Below are 20,174 nucleotides of genomic sequence, written 5' to 3' on the forward strand. Positions count from 1 at the left end.
AGAAAACTGCGGGCGGCGTAGTTCTTGAGTCGCCCGGTGGAGGTGCGCCAATCCCATTGCCGACATAACTCGAGGGCTAAACGTTTGCGACTCCAGTCGGGATGCCGCTTGATCCAGTCTTGTAACCAAGACAGGTTGGCCACATCCAAATGGAGACCCTGGCATGCGATTGTCTCTTGCATAGGAGACAATATGCCATATATGGATTTGGAAGTCCAGCAAAAAATGAAACCTTACTTTAGGCGGGGGAGACCTGAGTAGTTACCTTATATTTTAATGTTGTTGGGAGTTTATGGACTTTTGTTTGAATTGTACAATCCAGGGGCTGTTTTACCCGGGATTGTGGGAGGCATCTGTCTGATCCTGGCGTTTTACTCCTTTCAGACCCTGCCCATTAATTATGCCGGGCTTTTGCTTATTCTTCTGGGGATTCTCTTATTTGTCGCTGAAATCAAGGTTCAAAGCTATGGATTATTGACGATCGGAGGGGCCATTTCGCTGACCCTGGGCTCACTTCTTCTCTATCGCACTCCCGCCTCCACCCTTTCAATTTCATGGGGTCTGATTTTTTCAATGACTTCGGCGACGGTCTTCTTTTTTGTCTTTATCCTCGGAATGGCGGTAAAGGCGTTGAAAAGCCCCGTTCAAACCGGGGTAGAATCTCTTGTAAATGAAATTGGAATGGCTCAAACTAATCTTGATCCTCAAGGGACGGTCTTCATCAAAGGGGAATTTTGGAATGCCGTTAGCGAAGAACCGGTCTCGGCTCACGAAAAGGTCGTCGTTGTTAAAGTTAAGGATATGGTTTTGGAGGTTAAAAAATATAAATCCGCGTAAAGGAGAATAATCGATGGAGTTCTTATCTTTCCCCGTTATTTTTATCGTCATCATTGTGATCTTCTTATTAAATGGCGTCAGGGTGCTGAGAGAATACGAACGGGCGGTTATTTTTCGCCTGGGACGGATCAGCAACGCTTTAATCGGGGGGACCGGGCCTGGTTTAATTATCCTTATTCCTGGAATTGATAAGATGGTGAAGGTCCCTTTAAGGACGGTCGCGATGGAAGTGCCTCCCCAGGATATCATTACCCGGGACAACGTTTCCGTTAAGGTTTCAGCAGTCATTTATTTTAGGGTCATTGATTCTCAGAAAGCCATTTTGCAGGTTGAAAATTATCTTTATGCGACCTCTCAGATCGCTCAAACCACGCTTCGAAGCGTTTTGGGCCAGAACCTGCTCGATGATTTGTTGTCTAAAAGAGAGGAAATTAATCTGGCTCTTCAGAGAATCATTGATCAGCAGACCGAACCGTGGGGAATTAAAGTCTCAACGGTTGAGGTGAAAAACGTCGATCTTCCTCAGGAGATGTTGAGGGCCATCGCCAAACAGGCAGAAGCCGAACGGGAGAGAAGGGCCAAGGTCATTCACGCGGAAGGAGAGTTTCAGGCCTCCCAAAAATTGGCCGACGCCGGAAATGTCATTCAGCAAAACCCCATCGCGTTGCAGCTCAGGTATTTTCAGACTTTAACGGAGATTGCCGCGGAAAAAAATTCGACCATCATTTTCCCTGTTCCGCTCGATTTTTTAGAACCCTTTAGACAGAAATCAAAAAAGGACGCGGAATAAACGGCGGGAAACCCGCTGTTCGCTGGACAAGCTAAAAGCTGATAAAGTTTAAAAGATTTCAAATTAAAACAGTTCAGAAAATCCGTTGAAAAAAGAAAGGTTCAGGATGGAAAAGGGAATCGAATCGGGCCGGAGGAGTCATTCGATGGAATCCATTTTTTTGAGGCTGGCGGTCTGGCTGAGTGTATTCACTTTACTGGCCTATTTTCTGTCGGGTTTTGGAAATCGTTTGGGATGGTGGAATTTCCGAACCGGCTTTGAGATTTTGAAATATGCGTTTTTTGGCGCGCTGATCACTCTGTGTTTGACGATGATCGGGATTTATAAAGGGCCGGGGGGGGAATACAACAGGAGATTTCCTTTAGCGCTTCCTCCGTTATTGATCAGCCTTTTTCTTGTTTCCATTCCTTTAAAATTTATCTGGGTGGCCAAAAATGTTCCACGAATTCATGATATTACGACTGATCCGGATAATCCTCCCGGTTTTTCAGCGATCCTTCCTTTGCGAAAAGACGCGTCAAATTCTGTCGTTTATGGCGGCCCGGAAATTGCCGCGCTTCAAAGAAAAGGATATCCGGAAATAAAACCGGTAGTGATGTCAATGACGCCAGACCAGGCTTTTCAGAGATCCCTGTCAACAGCAGAGAAAATGGGATGGAAAATTGTGGATGTCAATCCGTCTGATCGACGGATCGAAGCAACCGATACCACCTTATGGTTTGGGTTTAAGGATGACATTGTCATTCGAATTACACCTTCGAGCGGCGGTAGCCGTATCGATGTCCGTTCGGTTTCACGGGTCGGGGTGAGCGATGTCGGCACCAACGCCAAACGGATTCAAAATTATCTGAAAAAACTGGAAGAAATAGAATAAGCTGGATATGGGTTGTAACGATTCAGTCATGAGTTCTCAAGCGCCTGGAATGCCACCCAAGAACAGCGATAGAAAGTTGTCATTGCGAGCGAAGCGAAGCAATCTCGCCATCGTGAACCGAGATCGCCACGCACCCTGCGGGCGCTCGCGATGACAGGCAAAACAAGGAGTTACAAATCCTATCTCTGTTCCTGGGTGCCATTCCCTTGTTGTCATGGGCCGAATGTCTTAAATTCAGAAACCAGCCTAAAAGCTCGCTGAGGGTCATTTCGGGCCCGGTTTACGAAACCGTGGAAGTCAAAGAGATGGAGCTGGTCGGGAATTATGCCCTGAATATCTCTTTTACAGACGGGCACAACACCGGGATTTTTTCTTTTGATTATCTGAGGGAAATTTGTCCCTGCCCTTTCTGTAAAACCCCTTGAGAAAAAAACTGAGAGAGTTAAAACCTGGCCGCTGAGAATGGGTCAGGTGCAAGGCGGAGCAAGAATCCGCCCCGGAGCGTACGGAGGTTGTACGTGAGGACGCGGGTTCGCAGTGACAACGAAGCAGATGGCCCGTTATCAGCGGATCAGGGTAGATCCTGGTCGAGGGCTGCGAATACAGCCCTCCCGTAATTTTTTTCAACCGCCTGCTTTAAAAATTTATCGGCATATTTTTCCTGAACCTGAGACTGTTTTGTTTGCTGGATGGTTTGATTCCAGGCTTTAAAACAAGCTTTTGCGATGACCTTGCTTAAGGGAGGGGGGTTATAAAGCACTTTTTTAATGGCAAAGGGGTTGAGCGAAAGCGGGTTATACCCTTTCTTGAGATAACCCGATTCAATCAGTTCCGCCTCCAGGTCAGTATGAGGTTGAATCCCCAGGAAAAAGAGAACCGGGACGACGCGATCTTCTCCCAGGATAGAAACAATTTTCTTAAACGATTCGACGCTGACCCGCAGGGTTTGTTCATTATCGCCTGGCGAATTAAGCGAGTAATTTAAAATAATTTTCCCCTGATAGCCCGCTTTTTTAAGATGTTCCACCCCTTCATATAATTTATCCAGTCTGAACCCCAGCTTCATGCCGTTCAGAACTTCCTGATCCCCGGAGGTAATCGCCACCTCCAGATCTCCCAAACCCGATTTGACCATTAATTCGGAGAGTTCCGGAGAAATCAAACTGGTCCGGATATACCCGGACCAGGTGACTTTCATCTGAGTTTTTAAAATTCCCTCGAGAAGTTGAGTGACGTGAGGAAGGGAACTGGAACCGGGAATAAATTGGGCATCGGTAAACCAGAAATGCCGCGTTCCCCACCGGTCATAAAAAGTTTTCATATCCCTTAAGATCCGTTCCGGGTCACGATATCTTACCCCTTTTCCTTCGATGTACGGGTAGACGCAAAATGAGCATTCGTAAGGGCATCCCCGTTTCGTTTGAATGCCGATCACTTCGTCGCGATAGGCCGGGTATTGGGGAAAAATCGATTCCTGATAGGACAGGTCAATTTCCATTTCTTCAAAATCAACCGGCTTTCCCTGAACGCCCTGATCAACGGCGCCGTTTTTCATCTGGAGAAAACGTTCGTCGGAAAAATCCCTTCCCTCGGCGATTTTCAAAAGAGCTTCTTCCCCTTCACCGATTATTCCGATGGTGCCTTCAGGGAGTTTATGAATCACCTGTTCGGAGAAGACATTAAAAGCGCCTCCGCCGACCACCCTGATTGTTTCAGGGAATTCGCGAAAGACCTGCCAGGGGTAGGAAAGAGATTCATGGATATTGTCGTAATATTGGTAGAGTGATTTTAAGCCGTAAAAGGAAGAGATGATTTTTTTGACAGGGTTCCAGGAGTAGTAAAAATTAAACGCGTATTTTATGGAATCGTGCCCTTCGTGAGGAGCAAAAATTTGAATGTCGCGCCATGAAAAGACGACGACTCCCGGATTGTTCGCGAGGATCGTTTCCCGTAAAACCTTTTTACGGTTTCCCCGGGGAATCAGCGAGAGGTCGAGAATATGTTGGCGGATCGTTGGCCTTTTATAATGAATATAATTGGCCAGATAGGTGATTCCTAACGGATAAATTTTTGAGACCGGAAGCCAAACGTATAAAATCGATGAATTCATAGCGTTAAATTAGCATAATTTCTCTTTCAGGGACAAGACCCAAGACCAGCGATAGACTTCGCACCCACTTATTAATCATGTCATTGCGAGCACCGAAGGGTGCGTGGCAATCTTATCGTAAAGTCTTGAGATTGCTTCACTTTGTTCGCAATGACAGCTTTCTAACTCTGTTCTTAAAGCGTCGACCGTGATTTTCTCCTGTGTCGTATTTGCTTCGGCCTGGAACGCTCATGAAGCGCGCTCCAGGCAGGTGGGTTATCTTTTGAGCCGCGATCTGACGCACGACTCATTCCTCCATCCCCCTGCCGTGGTCTTGGCCCCCGTCTCTCAGATAAAACCGGGGTGGTAAGAATGCCCCAAGAACAGAGTTAGAAAGCTGTCATTGCGAACAAAGTGAAGCAATCTCAAGACTTTACGATAAGATTGCCACGCACCCTTCGGTGCTCGCAATGACATGATTAATAAGTGGGTGCGAAGTCTATCGCTGGTCTTGGTGGCTAGTTTTCTCCGTTTCTTATCCCCTCTTTTGGGTTCTTTATTTTTCATCTCTTTTTTTGGCTGTGGACGTGTCGATACACCGAAAGTCGCGGATCCTTTTGCCAATCTGACCGGAAAAAGCCTTGGTTTCGATATTGATCCGCCCTACTTTGAAAAAGATGTTTTTGGTCGGGAAACAGGTCTTGATTCCGCTGTTCCGGGAGCTTGTGGCGCCGTTTTACTTCAATGGGCTTTCGCGCATGATTCCGTGAGCAGCGACTATAATATTAGCTACGTAATTTATCAGACCCTCTCGCCGGGCTCCGAAAACTTTTCTACCCCTGCGTATCAGGTTCCAGCGAGCAATACCAACCACCCTCAATATTTGGTCAAGAATCTTTCGCCAAACACAACCTATTCCTTTGTGGTCAGAGCCCGTGATGAAGCGGGGAATTTAAGCGTTATCGATCCGGCTCATCTTGTAGAGCAGTCCGTAACGACTCAGGGGACAAGAGACAAAGGGGCGGGTCCCAATTTATATTGTCCCGGAGGATATGCAGGAGATGCCGTGACGTTAACGGGTTTCCTTGGAAGCGCCACAACCGCCTCCTTTACAGGCTCGCTCTCTTTGGTTCCTGTTCCGGTTACGTCGATTTCACCTTCAGAAGTCCGGGCTGTCATTCCCTCGAACATTCAAAGCGGCGCAATACAGGTGAGTCCCGGGATAGCGGCCACTTCCGATCGTTTTCTTTTCTTTCCGTCCCCGCAGAATATTTCAAAAGACGCCAGTGGATCGACCCACCCGGCCATTGCCGTTTCTGGAGCCAACGTCGCAATGGTTTGGACCGATTCGTATAGTGGAACTTTTTCTGGAAAGGGACGAATCCTTTTTTCCCGATCGACGGATGGCGGCCAGACCTTTAGTTTTTCACCCCGGGTCATTTCGGATATGAACCGGAGTTCTGGCTTTCCTTCCATCGCGTACGGCGCCGGCGGAAATATTTATGTTATTTGGGACGATATAGAAAGTGCTATTAATAACACCGATATCTATTTTAGCCAATCGAACGATAATGGAGGAACCTTCAGTGCTCCTGTTAACTTGTCTGACAATGCCGGCAACTCTTTTTCTCCTAAAATAGCGGTTTCAGGGAGTGCCGTTTCTGTGGTCTGGCAGGATGATTCGGTCTTACCCGGCTATGGTTTAACTTCCGTCTGGGGAACTACGTTAAATGATGTTTACGCCGTGGGAACAGGTGGAAATATTTATCACTCGGCAGACCAGGGAAATAACTGGTTAAAAGAGTTTTCCCAACCAACAGTCAGTCTGAATGCAATCTGGGGAACGACTTATATTCCCTCGGGAACCACTGTGTCAAAAAAAGTCATTTATGCGGCTGGGGCGGGGGGAACCATTCTTTCCTATGACGGGTTGGGGTGGTCGACTACGACGGTGGGATCCGCGGCGCTTAACGGTCTGTGGGGAAGTGGTTTTAACGATGTCTATGCGGTGGGCGCCGGGGGGGTGATTCTTCATTCGAAAGACGGAATAACCTGGACTTCTCAAATTTCTCCGACGGCTTTTGCGTTGACCGCCGTATGGGGAAGCACCGCCAATGATGTTTACGCGGTAGGCGCCGGGGGGACGATTCTTCATTATGACGGTTTAGGATGGTCCTCTACCTCTCAGACCTCCGGCACGACGATAAACTTAAATGCCATTTGGGGGAGCAGTTCAACCGATATTTATGTTGCGGGGGATAACGGCGTCATTCTCAATTCTGCGGGAACAGGCTCATGGACACCTCAACCTTCAGGAGTGACCTCCGGATTAAACGCCATCTGGGGGACCACTTACATTGCTCCCGGGACCACGGTTTCCACAAAGCTAATCTATGCCGGGGGGGCCAACGGAAAAATTATTAAAAAAGTTGACACCTCGCCATGGGACGCAACCAGTGTGGCCGTTGGGGGTCATTTTACCATTCGTGCTTTATGGGGAATGATTTTGGCCGATTCGACAAGGCTGGTGACCAATATCTATGGTGTTGAGGGAGACGGTCCGGTTTTACAATGGACGGGAGCCAATTGGCGACCTTTCCTTATGGAACCGCCCCAGGGCGAAATATTTTTTCGTCAATCTGTCAATTCCGGAACAAGTTTCAGTCCTCCGGTATTACTGTCATCTGCTTTTGTCGCCGGACATCAGGCCGCGACGCCGGATCTCGTTTATAGCGGAGGTAATCTTACGGTGACGTGGGCAGAAACTCAGTCGGGTATTCATCTTCGCCAATCTTCCGACGGCATTATTTTTTCACTTCCCGTCTTTCCCTTGCCATCTTCTTCTTCCGTCTATCCAAAGCTTACGCAACAGGGGGGAAATACCGTTTATCTGGTTTGGCAAGACACCTCCCCATTATTCAGCCAAATTAGAATGGTTCAATTTCCTTCAATGGGTCTCTCCACTTTTCCTGTGTCCCAGTTGCTCACCTCTTCTTCCGGCGGGGCGGCCGAACCTGCCATAACTGTTTTAGGGCAAAACATCGTTGTCGTGTGGGCTGATCAGTCCCAGCGAAAAAATGACAACAATATTGTTCAAAACGAGATTTTTTTGATTTCTTCTCCAAACGGCGGATCGTCATTTACTCCCCCGGTTAATTTTTCGTCGCCTTTTCCCGATTCATCGGATCGTCCGATGCTTGTCAATGACGGTTTCCGGATTGATATGGTCTGGCAACAGATGACCCCTCCTGTTGGTTTATTGCCCCTGAATAATGAAATATTTTTCAGCCAATTTTAATCCCGGACATTGACCCCTTTTCAAAGGTCACCTCAAGATTTGTCTTGACTTTTTTTCCGTTCAAACCCAAAATTTGGATTTAATCTTTTCCCGGATATAACCTTCTTCAAGGAGTTGTGTTGGACAGCAAATATGATCCCAGGGTCATAGAGAAAAAGTGGCAAACGCTCTGGACCGATCGAAAGTATTTTAAGGTTGACGAGGATTCGGATAAACCAAAATTTTATTGCCTGGAAATGTTTCCTTATCCTTCCGGAAAAATCCATATGGGCCATGTTCGTGTCTATGCGATAGGGGATGTGATCGCCCGTTATAAACGGTTGAGAGGTTTCCATGTCTTGCATCCGATGGGATGGGACTCTTTCGGCCTCCCGGCGGAAAACGCCGCGATTCAAAAAAGGGTTCCCCCTGCGCAATGGACGCTCAATAACATCGCCGCGATGCGGGAACAATTAAAAGCCATGGGTCTTTCCTATGACTGGGATCGGGAAGTGACCACCTGTCTTCCTGATTATTACCGGTGGAATCAGTGGTTTTTTGTTAAGTTATTTGAAAAAGGATTGGCCTATAAGAAAAAGTCATTTGTCAACTGGTGTCCTTCCTGTGTGACGGTACTGGCCAATGAGCAAGTGGAGGAAGGGAAATGTTGGCGATGTGAAACGGAGGTCATCCAAAAGGAGCTGGACCAGTGGTTTTTTAAAATTACCGCTTACGCGGAGGAGCTGCTGGCCGATCACGATCGTTTGGGCAAATGGCCCGAGAGGGTCATCACCATGCAGAAAAACTGGATCGGGAAGAGTGTTGGCGCCGAAATCGATTTTCCGTTGGAAGGGAGAAAAGAAGCGATTACGGTTTTCACGACCCGTCCGGACACCCTCTATGGGGTAACGTTTATGAGTATTGCCCCGGAAAATCCCCTTGCGGCGGTTTTATCCAAGAACACCCCGCAGGCAGAAAAGGTTCGGGCCTTTATTGAACAGATAAAAAAACAGGATAAAGAAACCCGGACCTCGGAATCTGCCGGGAAAGAGGGCGTTTTCACCGGGGCTTATGCCATTCATCCTTTAACCGGGAGTAAAATTCCGGTTTGGGTGGCTAATTTTGTTCTCCTCGAATATGGAACAGGCGCAGTCATGGCGGTCCCCGCGCATGACCAGAGAGATTTTGAATTTTCCAAAAAATATCATCTTCCGATTAAGGTCGTCATTCAAAGCCCGCGACAGATCTTTTCGGAAGATACGCTTCACGAAGCCTATGTCTCACCCGGAATGTTGACCGATTCGGGGCCATTTAATGGCATCCCTTCTGAAGAGGCCAAAGGGAAGATTACGGAATTTCTGGTTAAAGACGGAAAAGGAAAACTAAAAATTAATTACCGGTTGAGGGATTGGGGGGTTTCCCGCCAACGGTATTGGGGAACACCGATTCCGATGGTTTATTGCAAAGAGTGCGGAGTTCAAGCTGTTCCAGAAGATCAGCTTCCCGTACTTCTTCCCACCGACGTTCCTTTTACCGGAAAAGGAGGGTCGCCTCTTGAGGAATCCAGGGAATTTAGTCACACCCGTTGCCCGAAGTGTCAAAAGGAAGCCAGACGGGAAACCGATACGATGGATACTTTTGTCGATTCCTCCTGGTATTTTTTAAGATATACCTCGCCTCATTCTGAAAGCCATCCGGTCGATCCTAAAAAAGCCGCTTACTGGCTTCCGGTCGATCAATATGTCGGAGGGATAGAGCATGCCGTCCTTCACCTTCTTTATGCCCGCTTTTTTACCAAGGCGCTCCGTGATCTGGGCGTGATTTCAATCGGGGAGCCTTTCTCCAACCTTCTGACCCAGGGAATGGTCATAAAGGATGGGGCTAAGATGTCAAAATCAAAAGGGAATATCGTGGACCCCGACTATTTAATCGATACGTACGGTTCGGATACGTCCCGGCTCTTTTCTCTTTTTGCGGCGCCCCCTGAAAAAGATCTTGAATGGAATGATCAAGGGGTTGAAGGGTCCCACCGATTTTTAAACAAAGTGTGGAACGTTTATTATGCCTATCAGGAGTTGTGGAAAAAAACGGCTTCATCCGCCCAATCCTCCACCCCTGAAGCCAGGGTCCTCTTAAGAAAGACCCATCAGACGATTAAAAAGATCACGGAAGATATGGAGAAAGATTTTCATTTTAATACCGCGGTGGCGGCGTTAATGGAATTATTTAATACGGTAACCGACTATATCTCAAGGCCGGCCACGCTCGATCCAGGGGTGTTAAAATTCACCCTCAGGAATTTTGTCCTGCTCCTCTCCCCCTTTGCGCCTCATATCGCGGAAGAGTTGTGGGAAAGTTTGGGGGAACCCGGACCGATTTTTGATCCCGGGGTTAATCAATCCTGGCCTTCCTATAGTCCGAAGGCCCTGGTTGCCGATGAGATGACCATCGTGATTCAAGTGAATGGAAAACTGCGTGGAAAATTGACCGTTCCCTTTGATGCTGAACAGGAGTCCATTAAACAAAGCGCTTTAGCCGATTCCAAAATTTTGGAATGGGTTCAAAACAAAAATATTGTAAAGGTGATCTATGTGGAAAAAAAACTGGTTAACATCGTTGCGACCTAAAGAGTCACTCTGCGGATTTCTTCTGTTTGTTTTTTTAGGGGGATGCGGTTATCAGGCTTCATTGGAAAAATCTCCCCCGTCAAACCTGATTAAGGAGACGGAACAGGAACAAACAGGCGGTTACATTTCCCGCATTGCGATCCCTGTTTTCAACAATAAAACTTTTGAGCCGTTGATTGAAAACGCGGTCACGCGGAGGTTTCGCCAGCAGGTCATTATGGATGGGCATTTAAAGCTCGTTGCGTTCCGTGAAAACGCCGATATGGTTCTGGAGGGCCAGGTCGTTTCGTTTGGACAGTCTCCTCTTTCGTTTGATTCAAAAAACCAAAACGCGGCCACGGAATACCGGATATCGGTGGTCCTGAACATGGTCCTTAAAGATTCAAAAACCGCAAAAAATCTCTGGCAGAAATCAGGTATTACCGGAACGGCGGATTACTATGTCAGCGCGGATTCGTCTGTCAACCGCGCCGCGCTTGACCGGGCGATTGATGAGGTGAGCAAGGTGTTGGCGGAGGACACGTTAAGCGAAATCCTGCATCTCTATCGTTAGATTAGAGGGTTTGATGAAAGAAGCTGTTAAAAAAGAAACCATTCCTCCCCTGGTACTCATTACGGGAGACGAAGAGTTTCTGGTGGCCGAGCACTTGAAAAAAATTAGAGACCATCTCATAGATCCGGGTTTGGCTGATTTTAATTATCATCTCTTTTTCGGTTCGTTTCTGGAAATGGAAGAAGTCTTAAACGTCGCCCAAACCTTTCCCGTTTTTTCAGAAAAAAGATTGGTGATTATTAGAGAAGCCGAACTGATTCCCTCGAAAGAACTGGAAAAACTGGTTCCCTATCTGAATAATCCTCTCCCCTCCACCTGTCTGGTGGTTGTGGCGGAAAAAGCGGATATGAGAAAGGGTTTTTTTATCCGGTTTAAAGAAAAGGGAAAATTGATTTCCTGCGGCAAGTTGTATGAAAACCAGGTCGGACCCTGGATCAGGAATTTTTTAAGGGACTCGTCCCTTGAAATTGAGGAACCCGCCCTTTTATTCTTAAAGACGGAAATGGGCTCTGATCTTTCAAAGCTTTCGGTTGAACTTGAAAAGTTAAGGTCTTATATCGGGGTGAGGAAAAAAATTACTTTTCAGGATTGCGACGCGATAACCCGCGGCCATCGAAGTTTTTCCGTTTTTGATCTGGTGAATGCTGTTGGAAATAAAAACCAGCCTCGAGCGATGACGCTTTTGGCCAGTTTCCTTGGAGACGGGGAACAGCCGCTGGTTTTATTGGCCATGTTGGTACGCCATTTCAGAAGCCTCCTTAAACTGGGGGAGTGTAAAAGGTCAGGATTTTCCCGGATGGAGGTTTCAAAAAGCTTGGGAATCCCGGAGTTTTTTCTTTCCGAAATCTACAAACACGCCACCCTTTATTCCAGGAATGAGCTGGAAGGGGCGTTCAGGCTTTGTCTGGAAGCGGATTTTCAGCTTAAGGGGAATACCCGTCCGCCCGACCGGGTTATGGAATCGCTTATCCTGGACCTCTGTAGCGGGAAGCCTCTCTACAGTTCATCGAGCCTGCAAAAATGAACAGGGGCGTTATTTAGAGGCGAGTTCGTTGATTTTCCGGGTCAACCTTGAGACTCTGCGTCCAGCCGTGTTGTGATGAATCACTCCTTTACTGGCCGCGCTGTCCATCAGGGAGGTCATTTCCAGTAAGGCAGTTTTAGCCGCGTCGATGTTTTTTTCTTCAACGGCGGATAGAACTTTTTTCGTAGAGGTCTTCAGGGAAGAGGTGATAACCCGGTTCCGCTCATTTTTCCGCTTTGTTTGGCGCTCTTTTTTAATCGCATCTTGATGGATCGGCATTGTTCGTGTGTCCTTTGCTGAGAATTTAAAAAATAAACACTTTTTATACCATATTTTAATTTAAAGCGCAATCTCTTATTTTATTTTTGTATGCTTTTGCTTCCTGTGCTATACTCCTCTTCAAAATGAACAATAAAATTTTAAAATCGAAACTTCCTCCAACGTATCAAATCGATCGGTCCTACGAAACCAATTATCAGGAGGGGCCTCTTTTTACAGGCGGCATCCCGAAAAGAGAGATTTCCCCCTCTCAAAATTTTATGGGGTTTAAAGTCAATTCCCGTTTTGGAGTTCCCGCCGGCCCTTTATTAAACGCCAGGTGGATTGCCCTTTACGCGAAATTAGGGTTTGATCTCCTTGTTTACAAAACCGTTAGGACTTCCGCCCATCCGGCCCATCCTGCTCCAAACTGTATGGTTTTAAATGTGTTCGGCCAGCTTGAAGAACAGGATTTCGGGCATACCCTGGTGGCCGAGAATCCAACTCCTCACCCGGAGGAAGAGGAACGGCCCGTTTCCATTACCAATTCGTTTGGCATGCCTTCCCGGGATCCCTCGGTTTGGCAAGAGGATGCGGAAAAAGCCAAAGCCTTTCTTGAGGCCGGGCAGCTCTTTATCCTCAGCGTGGTTGGAACCCCCCAAAAGGGGAAAGATCTGGCGGAAGATTACGCGCGAGCCGCTATTTTGGCGAAAGAGGCAGGGGCGGATATCGTAGAAATTAATCTTTCCTGTCCAAATGTAACCACCGGAGAAGGAAGCATTTTTACAGATCCTGACGCGTCCTCAACGATCTCGAAAAAGGTCCGTCAGGCTCTAAAGGGAACCCCTCTGATCATTAAAATGGGATATATTTCCGATGATCAAAAACTGGAAAAGGTTATTCTGGCCAATGCCCCCTATATCGAAGGGATTTCCGGTATTAATACCCTTTCCTTTAAAGTCGTTAAACCGGATGGAAGCCAGGCGCTTCCCGGTCCCGGGCGGCTTCAATCGGGTGTTTGCGGGGCCGCTATCCGCAACTGCGGTCTCAAACAAACGGAACGAACCGTTGAGATTCGAAACCGCCACCGGCTTGATTTTTCAGTGATCGGGGTCGGCGGTATCATGACCGTCGAAGATATTCTCTCCTACGAGAAAACGGGGGCTGACGCCTCAATGAGCGCCACCGGCGCGATGTGGGACCCTTTATTGGCCTATAAAAATTGGCAGGCCTCCCAATCCAAAATCCGTCATTCCCTGTCTTAAAATCTTTCTTTAAACCTTCATCATGATTGTTTGCCTGAATATAAATTTTTGGGGCCCGGTACATGAGTGAAACCAAAAGAATTACAAAGGCTGCCGGAAAAATTGGTTTGGCCACTTTAACCAGCCGGATTTTAGGATTGATCCGCGACATGGTTGTCGCGCGCCTGGGTGCAGGGCTTGCTACCGACGCGTTTTATGTCGCCTATCGGATTCCCAACCTTTTGAGAGAACTGCTTGCGGAAGGGTCGATGTCGGCCGGGTTCATCCCTGTCTTTACTGAATACTGGACGACACGGTCGAAACAGGAGGCGTGGGATCTCGCCTGCAAGGTCTTTACCATTCTGCTCGGTATTCTTTTAATCGTATGCACGCTGGGAATTATCTTTTCACCCTGGATTGTTCCCCTGATCGCCCCCGGATTTACCCATGAGGGGGGAAAGCTGGATCTGACGATCGATCTCACACGGATCATGTTTCCGTATCTTTTATTTATCGGTCTGGCTGCTCTGGTCATGGGGGTTCTCAACTCCATCCGTTTGTTTGGAATTCCCGCTCTGGCTCCGGCGGTGGATAATTTGGTCATCATTATCAGTATTTTTATTTTTACCTGGTTTTTAAAGGATCCGATTGTCGGGATTGCCATTGCGGTAACGTTGGGCGGACTGGTTCAGTTTCTTTTTCAATTACCGGCCCTTTATAAGAGCGGGATGCCCTTCCGGCTAAACTTCCAGGTGAGAGATTCCGGGGTAAAAAAGGTTTTTACCCTGATTTTACCGTCGCTTCTCGGTCTTTCCGTAGCCCAGATCAATCTGCTGGTCAATACCCATCTTGCTTCCCGTCTCGCAGAAGGGAGCGTGACCTATCTTTATTACGGCATTCGTTTAATTCATTTTCCGCTGGGAATATTTGCCATTGCCGTCGCAACCGCCATTTTACCTTCTCTTTCCGCCAGTGCCGCGAAAAAAGATATCGAGGGTCTCAAGGAGAGTTTTTCGTTTGGGTTGAGGCTTGTTTTTTTTATCGCCTTCCCCGCAACGATCGGCCTTGTTTTTTTAAGGGTTCCCATCGTACAGATTTTATTTCAACACGGTGATTTTACCTTTGCGGCAACGCAAGGGACGGCAACAGCCGTTTTTTATTATGCGCTCGGCTTATGGGCCTTTGCCGGAGTCCGGATCGTCGTTCCCGTTTTTTATGCTTTACAGGATACTAAAACCCCGGTTAAGATTGCCGTGGCCTCTCTTTTCGCGAACATTCTTTTTAGCCTTATTTTAATGGGGCCGCTTCAACATGGGGGGTTGGCTCTGGCCACGTCGCTGGCGTCGGTTTTAAATATGGGTCTTCTGGTCTGGATTTTAAGAAAAAAAATTGGAAATCTGGGTTTCAGAAAAATTCTTCAATCCCATTTAAAAGTCATTTTTTCTTCTATCGGAATCGCGGTGATCTGTTATTGGGTGAACGACATGGGAATCTGGCTGATGAAAGACGAAACGTTTGAAAAATTATTTTATGCGGGGACGGCTATTTTTACCAGCGTGGCGAGTTATTTTGCGCTTCACTTCTGGATGAAGGGGGAAGAACTCCAGTTTATCTGGAAAATGCTCAAAAGAGACAAAGCGTAACTTTAACGAACGCCGAAACCGAACCCTTCCTGGGCCGCCGAACCGTATAACGTCCAATCCTGCGATGTTTTCGGCAAATTGACTCCGTTATAATAATAGGCTCTTCCTTTGGCCTGGTCTGCCGTCATGGCCCCGATGATTAAGTCCGCGTAACCATCGCCGTCAAAGTCTCCCGGAGAAGAGAGAGAGACTCCAAACGATTCGTTGGAGCCGTTATTTCCTGAACCGAGGATCATAACGAAATCGGGGGAGGGGGTGCTTCCCCCGGTGAAAAGGTAAGCTTCGCCGGCGGCAGCGATTGTTATCACTTTTCCTGTTGTTGGATCGATTCCGGTCTGAGTAATTTGACCATAAGCCCCGATGATGAAATCGGCGTAACCATCTTTAAAAGGAGTCGGAGGCGTTCCGGCAGTCCGTGGAATATCTCCAAGAGAGGCAGCGGAAAAACCAAAATCAGCATGTGAAGCGTCGATGCTGCCCGGAATTCGAAGCGTCAGGTCTGGGGTAGAGTTTAGATTCGGGCCCCCCTGGTAGAGATAGGCCTCTCCTGCCTCCAATTTTCCAGTTTGACTGGCATGATAAGGAGCGCCGATCAGAAAGTCATCGAATCCATCGCCATTCACATCTTTGACCCCCTGGACCATGCGGCCAAAAGAGTCTCCCGGAGAATTTCCGCTAAATGTCATCTGCGGCTGGTTTCCCAGCTCCGCCTCGCCATAATAAAGATAAGCCTTGCCCTGGTGAGTCGCCGTGCCGTTTCCACCGGCCCCGATTAGAAAATCGGGAAACCCATCGCCGTTGACATCACCTGCCAGACTAACCGATATTCCAAAATGATCGTCTGGGTTTTCGCCATTAAAGACCCTGTCAGGGTAAGAGGATAGAATCGGCCTTCCTAAAAAGAGATAAGCTCTCCCGGAACGTGCCCCTTTGACGCTGTTTAAATTAGCTCCGATCAGCAGGTCGTCATATCCGTCGCGATTAATGTCTTGCCCGGAAGAGACTGAGACTCCAAACTGTTCGCCGGCGGCAAAACCGGTAAGGATCTTATCCGGCGTTGTATGGAGTGTCGGCCCCCCAAAATAGAGATAGACTCTACCGGCAAAGTCTCCTCCCGCGCTGTTGTGGTAGGCCCCAACGATGATATCGTCATAGCCGTCCCCGTTTAAATCACCTGCCGCAAGAGCGGTTCCAAAGAGGTCTTGCCCGTTTTCACCCTGTAAAACCAGATCTGGAGTCAGGTTTGGATAGCCGTTTCTTCCAAAAAAAACCTTTACCTGTCCGGGGCCTTTCGTTCCTTCCGCTCCGACGAGAATGTCGGCATAACCATCGCCGTTAAAATCGCCAGTGACTTTTCCATAAAAAAAATTTCGGGGGGAACTGAAAAAAAGATTGGATGAGGAATCGTATGCCCCCACACGCCAGTAATAAATCCCGGGTAAAAGAATCGACCGCATATCTATTAAAGTGTAAGGCGAAGTGTGAATGTTGCTAAAATCTATGGTCAGGGGGGTGGCGAAATCGGGTGAATTAGAAATCTGAATCCGATAAGTAGAAGAGCCGGTGTTGGTCCAGGCGAAGAGGAGTAAATTTGTAGCGGCGCTACTTTTAAAACTTTCACCATCCAGGGGAGCAATAAGAGGAGGGGCTGGAGATAAAGCACCGGTATAGACCAGAGTTGCCGCATTGGGGGGGCTCAGGTTCCCAAGCTTGTTTTTAGAGGTCAATTGAAGAGGAGTGGTAACCTGCAGAGGGGAATAGGTATAAGACCAGAGGTTGGATGGCGTGAAAGAGACGATTTCTTTCCCATTTAATAAAACATCGGTATCCGGGTCTTTGGTGCCTTGCATGGAAACCGGGCTATTCATTGACGTTAAGGGAGATGGGGAGGTAATGACGGGGGAAGAGGGAGGGGTCGTGTCCAACGTAACGGTCATCCGAATCGGAGAGCTTTCATTACCGAATGAATTAACGCTTTTTACGAGAAGGGTGTTATTCCCCGTGGCCAGATTAACCTCACCGCTCCAAAAGGAGGTGTTATCAAAGGGAATGACGACCTGGTCATTGATTAAAACGGCTGTCCCCGGGGTTTTTGTTCCTCTTAGTGAAAAAATCGGATGATGGGTGAGGTTGGGGGAAGGGAAGAGAGAAATGATCGGTGGCGAGGCGTCACGGGGGGCGCACCCGGCCAATGGGAGTAAAAAAGAAAAAACCAGGAAAAAGCTTTTTAAATAAAATTTTTTCAAACAAAACCTTACATTTTCATTGAATTATAGGGCAAAAATAAGATTTTCACAAACTTAAAATCGATTTAATCGTAATCGTTCAGTCAACGGTTCTCAAGCGCCTGGAACGCCATTCCTTCCGACGCCGATGAATTTATCCTCATCTCTAGATGATGACATTAAGGTTGGATAAGCAAAATTCATCGAAGTCTCCATCCATGGCATACCAGGCATTGAGATTGCTTCACTTTGTTCGCAATGACAGATTTCTAACTCTGTTCTTGGGCTTCACTGAAGGGTTACATTTAATCTTAAACATTCAGAAAATGGTTTTAAGCATCTGGAACGCCCTTTGCGATCAAAGAACCCACTTTGTTTTATGTTGATATATCGCCAGTTGTGGTCGTTTGAAGCATAGATACGATATATAGGCTACGCAATAATGTAAAATGTTATAGGTAGAGATGCCTTAATCATTTTGTTATGATTTTTTGATAAATAACATTTGACAGTATCATAAGGCTATGCTATTATATATTGCATGCTATATAGAGGTGGTTGCTAGGTGCTGGTTATGGAAGAGCTTAAAGATATTATTGGAGGCTTGGAACAGCGAATCGCCGCCTATAAAAACAAACTTCAGGATCTTCAGAAAAAAAAAGATAAGCTGGAAGACGAGATTATTACAATAAAAAAATATTTAGAATTGGCTGAAACCTTATATCGAGTCGAGCTCGATAAAGCCAAAATTTCCTCCGGAATCCCTTCCCAAAACAATTCTTCATTCGTTGATAAAGAAAAAAACGTTAAGATCCCCTTGGGGACTGTCATTGCTGATACGACCGAAAAAGCCAAAGATCTGCTTTTTAGAAAATCAAAATATGCCGGTTTGAGTGTCCCGCAGGCCGCTTTTCTTTTATTAAAAGATCACGGAAAAGCGATGCACGCGAAGGAAATCCTTCAAAAACTGGTTGAAGGAGGCATTCGGATTCGTGGAAAAACGCCGGTTACTTCGATTTCCATTTCATTGAATCGAGATAAACGTTTTAAAAAAGTAGCACCTAATACCTTTGAAATTACGGAAGAAGTACCGGTAGAATCAACCGCTTAGCTATCGTTAAGAATTCCTTTTTTTAAGAAGAAATTCAGTAGACGGTTTACTACGGTCGAAGAGTGTCAGCGGCAGGTTAGGAAATAATCTTAAAAAGGGTTTTTTCCTTTTTTATCCTGCAAAAGGCAAATTGACTTTTTTGAAAGGGGGTGAGTTCACGTTGGCCACAGTGAAAAAGAAGGCACCAGCCAAGAAAAAGGCAGCTGCAAAAAAACCTGCAAAGAAAAAATAGTTTGTTTTTATGATTGCTGGGAGTCTTTTCTTGCTCCCAGCAATTTTTTTTCAAAAAACAGACTACTTGACTTTATAAGGAATTCCCTCCTCGCAATGACAAGGTCAGTGTAAAGTCCTCCGTTAGGGACAGGAGACTAGCAGGGGGAGGTTAGAGAGACCGGGGTCGGAAGAACTGAGGCGTTAGGAGAAATAAAAGGGTGTGCTTCGACCAGTTCCCATGATTCTGTTTTCTGTACCAGTTTTTCCATTAACCTGGCGTGGAGGGTATGACCGGCGCAATGAGCTGTAATATGGCCTTGAATCGGGTGACCTAAAAGCGAAAAGTCTCCAATCAAGTCAAGAATTTTGTGTCTCACGAATTCGTCCGGGAAGCGAAGACCTTCCTTATTTAAAATTGCTCCTTGATCAACCACAACCGCGTTATCAAGCGACCCACCCTGAATTAACCCCCTTTTTTGCAGTTCCTCCACTTCATTTAAAAATCCAAAGGTTCTGGCGGGAGCGATCTCGTTGATAAAATTATGTTTTGAAAAGTTAAGAGTATAATTTTGCTGCGCGATCAAGGGATTGTCAAAATCAATCGAATAACTAATTTTAGAGCCCGAAAAGGGAAGAATGGATAGAGATTTTCCTTTTTCTTCGACCTGGATTTTCTTTAAGATTCGGAGAAAGGACTTTTCCCTGTTTTGCCTGACCGTTCCTGCTTTTGTTATCAGTTGCACAAAAGGGAGTGCGCTACCGTCCATGATGGGGACTTCGATATCATTTAAGTGAATCGTGACGTTATCAATTTCCAGGCCGTAAAGGGCGGATAAGAGATGCTCGACAGTATGAACCTGTTCATTATCTTTGATTCCCAGACCTAAAGTAGTGGAAAGCGTGGTTTTTGTGATATGATGAACGCTAGCTTTAAATTTAATTTTTTTAGTTTTTTGGGTCGAAATGAAATGAATGCCTGAAGATGGAGGAGCCGGTAAAAGGACCATTTTAACTTTTTTCCCGGAATGTAAACCGATTCCTTCTATTTGAATCGGATTCCCAATAGTTTGTTGAAATAAAGACATATCATTCCTTAATAAATTCACAAAAAAATAAAGCAATTATCATGCCATTAATTTAATTCATTTTTTTTAAATAAACCTTTGACTTTATTAGTTTATTTTTTTTTAATTTAAAATTAATGTGGCATGTTTACAACTCAATACCGAATCTATTGTATTTTTTTTACAACAATTTTTAAAAAAAATGTAACTACTCAGGTCTCCCCCGCCTAAAGTAAGGTTTCATTTTTTGCTGGACTTCCAAATCCATATATGGCATATTGTCTCCTATGCAAGAGACAATCGCATGCCAGGGTCTCCATTTGGATGCTGCCAACCTGTCTTGGT

Annotated in this window: 15 protein-coding genes; 11 read left to right on the plus strand and 4 right to left on the minus strand. The window is 46.4% G+C overall.

Features of this window, described 5'->3' with window-relative positions:
• Positions 1–300 precede the first annotated feature (300 nt).
• From HYR79_05005 to HYR79_05020, 4 genes are all read left to right on the plus strand, one after another.
• Positions 301–837, plus strand: a complete 537-nt coding sequence (locus HYR79_05005; GenBank protein MBI1821051.1) for a hypothetical protein — start codon at positions 301–303, stop codon at positions 835–837.
• A gap of 13 nt (positions 838–850) precedes the next feature.
• Positions 851–1,627, plus strand: coding sequence for a slipin family protein (locus tag HYR79_05010; GenBank protein ID MBI1821052.1), 777 nt, complete (start codon positions 851–853; stop codon positions 1,625–1,627).
• 106 nt (positions 1,628–1,733) lie between these two features.
• Complete coding sequence (locus HYR79_05015) at positions 1,734–2,501, plus strand: DUF1499 domain-containing protein (GenBank protein MBI1821053.1); 768 nt, start codon at positions 1,734–1,736, stop codon at positions 2,499–2,501.
• 209 nt (positions 2,502–2,710) lie between these two features.
• On the plus strand, positions 2,711–2,926 hold the full coding sequence (locus HYR79_05020; GenBank protein MBI1821054.1) for a DUF971 domain-containing protein: 216 nt from the start codon (positions 2,711–2,713) through the stop codon (positions 2,924–2,926).
• Positions 2,927–3,072: 146 nt separating this feature from the next.
• On the opposite strand, the gene HYR79_05025 is transcribed toward HYR79_05020, so the two are convergent.
• Positions 3,073–4,611, minus strand: a complete 1,539-nt coding sequence (locus HYR79_05025) for a radical SAM protein (protein ID MBI1821055.1) — start codon at positions 4,609–4,611, stop codon at positions 3,073–3,075.
• Between the two features lie 454 nt (positions 4,612–5,065).
• On the opposite strand from HYR79_05025, the gene HYR79_05030 reads away from it, so the two are divergent.
• The 4 genes from HYR79_05030 to holA all read left to right on the plus strand — a co-directional run bounded on the left by HYR79_05030 (position 5,066) and on the right by holA (position 12,071).
• Positions 5,066–7,888: a hypothetical protein gene (locus tag HYR79_05030; GenBank protein MBI1821056.1), complete on the plus strand. Its 2,823-nt coding sequence runs from the start codon at positions 5,066–5,068 to the stop codon at positions 7,886–7,888.
• Between the two features lie 119 nt (positions 7,889–8,007).
• Positions 8,008–10,494 carry a leucine--tRNA ligase gene (locus tag HYR79_05035; GenBank protein ID MBI1821057.1) on the plus strand — a complete coding sequence of 829 codons (2,487 nt, stop codon included), beginning with the start codon at positions 8,008–8,010 and terminating at the stop codon, positions 10,492–10,494.
• Positions 10,484–11,047 carry an LptE family protein gene (locus HYR79_05040; GenBank protein ID MBI1821058.1) on the plus strand — a complete coding sequence of 188 codons (564 nt, stop codon included), beginning with the start codon at positions 10,484–10,486 and terminating at the stop codon, positions 11,045–11,047. Before HYR79_05035 ends, HYR79_05040 begins: the two co-directional genes overlap by 11 nt.
• A 13-nt stretch (positions 11,048–11,060) precedes the next feature.
• On the plus strand, positions 11,061–12,071 hold the full coding sequence (holA, locus tag HYR79_05045; GenBank protein MBI1821059.1) for a DNA polymerase III subunit delta: 1,011 nt from the start codon (positions 11,061–11,063) through the stop codon (positions 12,069–12,071).
• Positions 12,072–12,080: 9 nt separating this feature from the next.
• On the opposite strand, the gene rpsT is transcribed toward holA, so the two are convergent.
• Complete coding sequence (gene rpsT, locus HYR79_05050; protein ID MBI1821060.1) at positions 12,081–12,350, minus strand: 30S ribosomal protein S20; 270 nt, start codon at positions 12,348–12,350, stop codon at positions 12,081–12,083.
• A 125-nt stretch (positions 12,351–12,475) separates the two neighbouring features.
• Between rpsT and HYR79_05055 the strand changes: the two genes are divergently transcribed.
• Positions 12,476–13,594: a tRNA-dihydrouridine synthase gene (locus tag HYR79_05055; GenBank protein ID MBI1821061.1), complete on the plus strand. Its 1,119-nt coding sequence runs from the start codon at positions 12,476–12,478 to the stop codon at positions 13,592–13,594.
• 62 nt (positions 13,595–13,656) lie between these two features.
• Positions 13,657–15,216, plus strand: coding sequence for a murein biosynthesis integral membrane protein MurJ (gene murJ, locus HYR79_05060; GenBank protein MBI1821062.1), 1,560 nt, complete (start codon positions 13,657–13,659; stop codon positions 15,214–15,216).
• A gap of 2 nt (positions 15,217–15,218) precedes the next feature.
• On the opposite strand, the gene HYR79_05065 is transcribed toward murJ, so the two are convergent.
• A complete protein-coding gene (locus HYR79_05065; GenBank protein ID MBI1821063.1) occupies positions 15,219–17,462 on the minus strand; it encodes an FG-GAP repeat protein in 2,244 nt (747 codons plus the stop codon).
• A 553-nt stretch (positions 17,463–18,015) separates the two neighbouring features.
• Between HYR79_05065 and HYR79_05070 the strand changes: the two genes are divergently transcribed.
• A complete protein-coding gene (locus tag HYR79_05070; protein ID MBI1821064.1) occupies positions 18,016–18,552 on the plus strand; it encodes a winged helix-turn-helix domain-containing protein in 537 nt (178 codons plus the stop codon).
• A 368-nt stretch (positions 18,553–18,920) separates the two neighbouring features.
• Here HYR79_05070 and HYR79_05075 read toward each other — a convergent pair whose 3' ends face one another.
• Positions 18,921–19,850 carry a UDP-3-O-acyl-N-acetylglucosamine deacetylase gene (locus HYR79_05075; GenBank protein MBI1821065.1) on the minus strand — a complete coding sequence of 310 codons (930 nt, stop codon included), beginning with the start codon at positions 19,848–19,850 and terminating at the stop codon, positions 18,921–18,923.
• Positions 19,851–20,174: the final 324 nt, after the last annotated feature.

This window comes from Nitrospirota bacterium, assembly GCA_016178585.1.
In the GTDB taxonomy this organism is placed as follows: domain Bacteria; phylum Nitrospirota; class Nitrospiria; order JACQBW01; family JACQBW01; genus JACOTA01.

Coding starts and splice junctions, on each gene's coding strand:
- HYR79_05070 (MBI1821064.1), top strand. CDS start 18,016: ATGGAAGAGCTTAAAGATATTATTGGAGGCTTGGAACAGCGAATCGCC.
- murJ (MBI1821062.1), top strand. CDS start 13,657: ATGAGTGAAACCAAAAGAATTACAAAGGCTGCCGGAAAAATTGGTTTG.
- HYR79_05025 (MBI1821055.1), bottom strand. CDS start 4,611: ATGAATTCATCGATTTTATACGTTTGGCTTCCGGTCTCAAAAATTTAT.
- HYR79_05015 (MBI1821053.1), top strand. CDS start 1,734: ATGGAAAAGGGAATCGAATCGGGCCGGAGGAGTCATTCGATGGAATCC.
- holA (MBI1821059.1), top strand. CDS start 11,061: ATGAAAGAAGCTGTTAAAAAAGAAACCATTCCTCCCCTGGTACTCATT.
- rpsT (MBI1821060.1), bottom strand. CDS start 12,350: ATGCCGATCCATCAAGATGCGATTAAAAAAGAGCGCCAAACAAAGCGG.
- HYR79_05075 (MBI1821065.1), bottom strand. CDS start 19,850: ATGTCTTTATTTCAACAAACTATTGGGAATCCGATTCAAATAGAAGGA.
- HYR79_05055 (MBI1821061.1), top strand. CDS start 12,476: ATGAACAATAAAATTTTAAAATCGAAACTTCCTCCAACGTATCAAATC.
- HYR79_05010 (MBI1821052.1), top strand. CDS start 851: ATGGAGTTCTTATCTTTCCCCGTTATTTTTATCGTCATCATTGTGATC.
- HYR79_05030 (MBI1821056.1), top strand. CDS start 5,066: ATGATTAATAAGTGGGTGCGAAGTCTATCGCTGGTCTTGGTGGCTAGT.